This window comes from Demequina sp. (assembly GCF_016278775.1).
GTDB lineage: Bacteria > Actinomycetota > Actinomycetes > Actinomycetales > Demequinaceae > Demequina.
The window spans coordinates 1-5848 of sequence record NZ_JADQBF010000069.1; the positions used below are offsets into that span (position 1 = coordinate 1).

Genomic DNA, 5848 nt, shown 5'->3' on the forward strand with positions numbered 1-5848 from the left:
ACAGATACCTCTCAGCGTGTTGACGCTTCTCACTTTCCATGTGACCGGCCAGATCAGCCTTCGCGACCTCCCGGGCAACTAACCGTCGCACCTCCCGCAACCCAAGAAGCTGAGCCTTGGCCACCAACCGTTGCTCCAGTGCATGCACTTGGTCGCTGGGAACACGGTCCGTGAGACGTTCAAGTCCCCCTGTGATGATCGCGGCCACATCCGTGGACAGGACGCCAGCCATCGAGGCTGTGGTGATGGCCGGGTAACGCGGTGTCGGCGGGGTGGGGGGTTGGTCGTCGGACAGGTCCAGCCGGTCGGAAGCCTCGGAAGGCAGCACGGGTTCAGCGATGAACGCCCTGCCCGCTTCGATCGCCCGCCACGCACCCGCCTGAGATCCGCCCGTCACCGACGCGACCATCGATGCCGCGTTACCAAACCCTTGCCGCCTAGCAAGCCCACCACCGACCTGATCAGGGGTCGAACGTCGGGCGGCATCACCAGCGACACGCGCACGCAAAGCATCGGTGAGGCGCCCCAGCGTCGCGACGTCGTCGAGCACTCCTAAGAAGTCGCCCTCCGCCAGTGCGGCAACATCACAGCGTGCCAGGTCGCGCACCAGTGAGCTCACACGCTGCACCTGTGCCCTGTCAAGCACCGCCGGCTGGTTCGTCATGAAACCAGTCAAGCACCACCCCCTGACACACACCTACCAGGCACGATGACCTGTGGACAACCCCACCACACCCGACCTGGGCACGACGCCGAGAAAGCGGCGGCGAGGAGCCGACGAGGGCCGGCGACGCGCCCGACGAGGGGCCGACGAGGGACGGCGACGCGCCCGACGAGGGGCTGACGAGGGGCTGACGAGGGGCTGACGAGGAGCCGACGAGGGACGGCGACGCGCCCGACGAGGGGCTGACGAGGGGCCGGCGAGGCGCTGACGAGGGGCCGGCGACGCGCCCGACGAGGCGCTGACGAGGGGCTGGCGAGGGGCTGGCGACAGCCAGCAAGTGGCCAAGCGCCAACTCTCCCCAGCCGCCGTGCCAGGATGGAGAGAGTCCCAAGAGACCGAGGGGGAACACATGACTCACGCCGTCCGCCGCCACACCGGGGCGACGCGCACCGCCGCCTTGACGATCACCCTCGCAGCGTCGGCGGCAGTCCTGGCGGGTTGCTCTGGCGACAACGACGACGGCGAGCGAGCCGAGCCCTCCGCGCCAGCAGCGTCGTTCGAGGTTCGCGCGGTGGCCGTCACGGTGCCGGTGACGCAATGGTCTGAGCAGGAGGGCGACACCGACGCCGCGGCCGCTGTGCTCGCCGCCTGGGGCTTGGACGGCTGGCTGACTCCCGACGACTACGTCGCCCAGGTAGCGGCAGGCTGTCCCGACGCACCGCTCCCCGCCGACTACGCCGGTTGGGTGTGTGATGAGTACGGCTTCACCGCGTACCTGGTGTTCCCCGCGGCGCTCACCGCGGACGACGTCGCGTCGGTCGAACCTGTCGGGCCGAGTGAGGGGGTCAGCGGTCCTTGGCGGGTGTTGGTGGAGCTCACCGAGGAGGGCGGCGCGAAGCAGGCCGAGCTCACGGCCGAGGCGTCGGCGCGCGATCCGCAAGGCGCCGTCGCGATCATGATCGATGGCGACGTGGTGTCAGCACCCATAGTGGCTCAGCCGCTCACCACACCCGCGTTCTCGCTGGAAGGTGGGTGGGACGAGGACAAGGCCAGGATCATCGCCGACAGCCTGAGCAACTAACGCCAACACGCCAGCCCCCAACACGCCAGCCCCCGCCGCCTAACCCGTCTCGGCGTTGCCCTGCTCCAGGAGCGTGTGCAGCTTGCTGAGCGGCGGGCCGAGCATTGACCGCACAATGAGCGGGTTCGTGTCCGAGCCGGACGCCAGTTCGAGGGCGGCCTCAACCAGGGACTCGAGTTCGGAGTCGGCGTCGCCCAAGGCGTGGTGGGCGTGCGCGAGCCCGGTGAGGATGGTGCCGCGCACGGCGAGCACGGTCATGGGTTCGGCGGCCGCGGCCGCGAGCAACTGGTACTGCTGCTCGGCCTTGGCCAATACCTCCAGCGCCTCTTCCGGGCGACCGGCCTCGACCATGCAGCGGGCCGTGCCGACGCCGATGCGGATCAGTTCGGTGCGTTCAAACTGCGAGGGCTCTGGGCCGGTGAGCACGTGTTCGGCAACCTCGAGCGCCTCGGTCCAGGTGGCCTCAGATTCGGCCTGCTGATTGTCGAGCGCCAGCTGCATCGAGTACCAAGACAGCCGCTGGGCGAGGTGAAGCGCATGGTCGCGAGGCTCCCGAATAAACTCGGCACGCAAACGAGTCACGTCGTTGCGAGTCTGTTCGAGGCTCATCTTGGTGAGTGTATGTGAACAAGGTCACACGGCCAAGGGGTATCGCCCGCACAGCGCGCTCCGATGGGCGCGATGTCCGGGTATGTGGTCATTTGGACGTGCTCGCGCGTCACATCACCGGCACGGGAGCCTGCGTCGCGGGGTTGTCGACTGGCATGCGACCGCGAACATCGGTCGCGTTCTCCAGCCTCGCCATCGACCGCTTCCAGGCCAGCACGATCGCCACGATGCCTCCCGTGAGCGCCGCCTCCAACAGACCCCATGCGGCATAGTACGGAAGCAGTTCGCCCACCGTCGCCCCCGGTGCCTCCATCACGTCGCCCACCGTTGGCGGGCCGCCGAGCGCCACCACGGCCGCGAGAGTCAGCGCAGACGCCAGGACGCTCACCCATGCCGCCACGGCTGCCGCTCCCGCGCGCACCCACGGAGAGTCCCGGCCGGGTCGACGCCGCAGAAACCCAGCGAGAGCAAGCACGGCTCGATACGCGCCGTAACCCACCAGCACTCCGGCCACCCCCATGACGAGCACGTTCACCCCCAGCGCGGACGTGCCGCCGTCGTGCCACAGCAACGCTTCGAGGGCCAACACCGACGCCATGGTGGTCAGCGCCAGCCACGGGCCGACGGCGATGGCCAGGAGCGTTCCGCCGATCAGGTGGGCGGTGTAGGGGCCGGGCAGCGAGACGTCGGCGAGGTGCGCCAGCACCACGCCGGCGGCGCCAGCGAGCGCCACGCCAAGGCGGGGACTCCCGCGCCGCAGTTCGCGCGCCGACCACGTCAGCGCGCCAGCCGAGGCCGCCCCAGCGACCACCAGTGTTGTCGGGTCGATAACTCCATCGGGAATGTGCATGATCCCTCTCCTTTCAGGCAAGCACCGTGGCCGGTGCGGAGTACGTGCAGGCGCCCACGGCGGCCAGCTCAGTTGCGGTGGAACGTTGCAGGTGGGCGAGTTCGGCGGGCTCGAGCCGGTCGCACACCCAGTCCCAGTGCAGCGCCACCCAGTCGCCCGGCTGCACCGCGTGCGTCAGCGCGTGGCCGTCGCGTCGCAGGCGCGCCGTCTCTGCGCCGGCGGGCCCCAGCACCAGCCGACGCCCGTCCCACACGAGGCTTTGGCTGGTCACCACCGCGGTGTCGCCGTGAATCGCCTCCAGGCGGCCCCAGCGAATGCGGCAACGGTCCAGCACCTGCAGCGGTGCGTCACCCATGCCGCCGCGCATCAGCCCCACCCACGGGTAGACGCCGAACACGTGGAAGTTGTGGTGTGGGGTCGCGCCCGCGACGGCTGCGGCGGCGAGCCGCTCAAACTCAAGCCGGGACAGCCGCGGCCGGAACCGCGTCTCGAGCGAGTCCACAAACGGCCGCCCCCCGCACCGCGCCAGTTCGGGTCCGCCCAACCAGTACGTGCGCACCACCGTGGGGTCGAGCGGCTCCCGCCCCAGCAGCGACCCGATCAGTTCGAGGTAGGGCCACGCGCCCTCGAAGCCCCGCGCCACGTCGGCGAGCGCAGTGCCGGACGCACCGGTCGCGACGCGCTCCAACAGTTCGTCCGCGCGGTCCGGGCCACAGTAGCCGCGCTCGTTGGGCGGGAACGCGTAGCGGCCAAACAGGAGCGCGCCGTCGGCCTCGCGCGGCTGCCCGGCAGGGCTGGCCACGGTGGGGCTGTGGGTCGGGCCACGCGGCCGACGCGCGGTGGAGTTCACGTGATGGCTCGCCTGCCGAGGGGCCCTTGACGGGGCGCGAGCCACACCAGCAGCCCGCCAGCGGCCAGTAGCGCCAGCCACGGCGCCTTTGCCGCGATGGGCGCACCGTCGAACGCGCCAGCCAGCGCCGCCGTCACGATCGCGCCGAGCACCAGCACAGCGGTGACGTCCACGGCTGGCGCACGCCACAGCGCCTGGTGCCACGTGAGCACGTAGCCGGCGAGCAGCAGTCCGGTGAGTACCACCCATCCCCATTGCGCCGACGTGCCGGGCACCACGCGACCGAGCGCACCTGTGGCGCCCGCCCATGCCAGAAGCGCGATAGAGCCGCCTCCCATGCGGGCGAGCGACACGGTCCACGGGGTGATGCCCACGAGCAGCCGCTTGGTGGCGACCACCTCGACGGACCACATGAGTGTGGCGGCGCCGATCATGACGATGCCAAGGTCGGGCGCGAATGAGACGGCGCCTGCGAGCCCCAATTGGCCCAGCACCAGCAGCACGATCGCGGCCCCGTGCCAGAGCGTGAGCTTCTCCTTGAGCAGCGGCACGGCGAGCAGCGCGACCCACACGATGAGCGTCTTGTGCAGGAATGCCGCCTGGGTGGACGCCGTCGAGGCGAGCCCTTGGAAGAACAGCAGGAACGGCACGGCGCCACCGAGGATCGCCACGTACGCCAAACCCCACCAGCCCCGGGCCCGCGTCGGCCGGGTGAGCGAGACAGACCCGGCGCCGCGCATGGCCCGCGCTATCAGGAAGACGACGCCGATGACCAGGGCGGCCGCGGCGTTCTTGGCCGTCGTGTAGGCGGTCGCGTTGCCGTAGGCGGCCACTCCTGAAGAGTTGACCCAAATGGCGACGCCTGAAATCAGGGCCGTAGATGCCGCGAGTGCGAGGCCGCGATTGCGGGTGGTGGTCATGACGCAGTCTCCTTGTGGTTGGTGGTGTCAGGATCGGTGGCGCGGATGGCGAGTGCGTCCTTGGCCTGCGCCTCGGTGATGCGTTCCAGCGCGAAGCCGGAGTGGATCACCACCCACTCGCCCGGTTGAATGTCGTCGTCTGCGACGGTCATGGCGAGCACCTCTTCGCGTCGGCCGCCGTGTTCCACGATGGCGCGACCGTCACGGTGCACCTCGACCACTTGTGCGATCGTTCCTAGACACATCTCCCGGCCTCGCTTCCTTGAGCAGGGTGGCCTTGAATGGGGTGGCCTACGCGGGCGAGCTCGGCGCTCACGGCGGCCACGGCGTCGTCGATGCTTGCGGTCACTTGAGGCGACATCGGCCCGTGCGCGAAGGTGATGGCCTCGACGCCCACGATCGCGACGTGCTCCGGCAGGGTGCCGAGCGTGCGCGCCAACTCGACGGCGCCCGCCAGGCCAAACGCGTGGGTGCCGCCGCGACCGGCAGCTGCGAAGGCGTGGGTGGGCAGCGAGGCGTCGTGCGTGCCCGCGTGATGGACGGACACGGTGCCAGCAGCGATGCCGGAGATCATGGAGTCGACCAGCACGACGGCGTGGCAGCCCTCCCAGGCGTGCACCAGCGCGGTCGGATCCTCATGGGTGAGCACCTGGACGTCTCTCCCTGCCACCTCGCGCACTCGTTCCGCGACGCGAGGGCCGACGGCGTCGTCACCACAGTCTGGCGAGCCCAGGCCGATGACCATCGCCCCGGGGTTCATGTTCGCTTCACTCTGAGGTCAAGAAAGTGGGTGGCGCACGAGATGCAGGGGTCGTAGTTGCGGATCGCGGCTTCGCAGCGGTGCGTGAGGGTGTGGTCGTCGAGGTCCACCCAT

8 protein-coding genes are annotated in these 5848 nt (G+C 69.9%); 1 reads left to right on the forward strand and 7 read right to left on the reverse strand.

Going from position 1 to position 5848, the window contains the following annotated elements; genetic code table 11:
- The coding region (locus QZZ33_RS08025; RefSeq protein WP_291379256.1) for a hypothetical protein at positions 1-664 on the reverse strand (664 nt) is incomplete at its 3' end.
- Positions 665-1073: 409 nt separating this feature from the next.
- Between QZZ33_RS08025 and QZZ33_RS08030 the strand changes: the two genes are divergently transcribed.
- On the forward strand, positions 1074-1745 hold the full coding sequence (locus QZZ33_RS08030; RefSeq protein WP_291379257.1) for a hypothetical protein: 672 nt from the start codon (positions 1074-1076) through the stop codon (positions 1743-1745).
- 39 nt (positions 1746-1784) lie between these two features.
- On the opposite strand, the gene QZZ33_RS08035 is transcribed toward QZZ33_RS08030, so the two are convergent.
- The 6 genes from QZZ33_RS08035 to QZZ33_RS08060 all read right to left on the reverse strand — a co-directional run bounded on the left by QZZ33_RS08035 (position 1785) and on the right by QZZ33_RS08060 (position 5734).
- Positions 1785-2354 (reverse strand): hypothetical protein, encoded by a 570-nt coding sequence (locus QZZ33_RS08035; RefSeq protein ID WP_291379258.1) that lies wholly within the window; start codon positions 2352-2354, stop codon positions 1785-1787.
- 109 nt (positions 2355-2463) lie between these two features.
- Complete coding sequence (locus tag QZZ33_RS08040) at positions 2464-3204, reverse strand: energy-coupling factor ABC transporter permease (RefSeq protein WP_291379259.1); 741 nt, start codon at positions 3202-3204, stop codon at positions 2464-2466.
- A 13-nt stretch (positions 3205-3217) separates the two neighbouring features.
- Positions 3218-4006 (reverse strand): DUF6390 family protein, encoded by a 789-nt coding sequence (locus QZZ33_RS08045; protein ID WP_291379260.1) that lies wholly within the window; start codon positions 4004-4006, stop codon positions 3218-3220.
- Positions 4007-4050: 44 nt separating this feature from the next.
- On the reverse strand, positions 4051-4974 hold the full coding sequence (locus QZZ33_RS08050) for a DMT family transporter (RefSeq protein ID WP_291379261.1): 924 nt from the start codon (positions 4972-4974) through the stop codon (positions 4051-4053).
- Positions 4971-5219: a HypC/HybG/HupF family hydrogenase formation chaperone gene (locus QZZ33_RS08055; RefSeq protein ID WP_291379262.1), complete on the reverse strand. Its 249-nt coding sequence runs from the start codon at positions 5217-5219 to the stop codon at positions 4971-4973. The genes QZZ33_RS08050 and QZZ33_RS08055 overlap by 4 nt, the downstream gene beginning before the upstream one ends.
- A complete protein-coding gene (locus tag QZZ33_RS08060) occupies positions 5210-5734 on the reverse strand; it encodes a hydrogenase maturation protease (RefSeq protein WP_291379263.1) in 525 nt (174 codons plus the stop codon). The genes QZZ33_RS08055 and QZZ33_RS08060 overlap by 10 nt, the downstream gene beginning before the upstream one ends.
- Positions 5735-5848 lie beyond the last annotated feature (114 nt).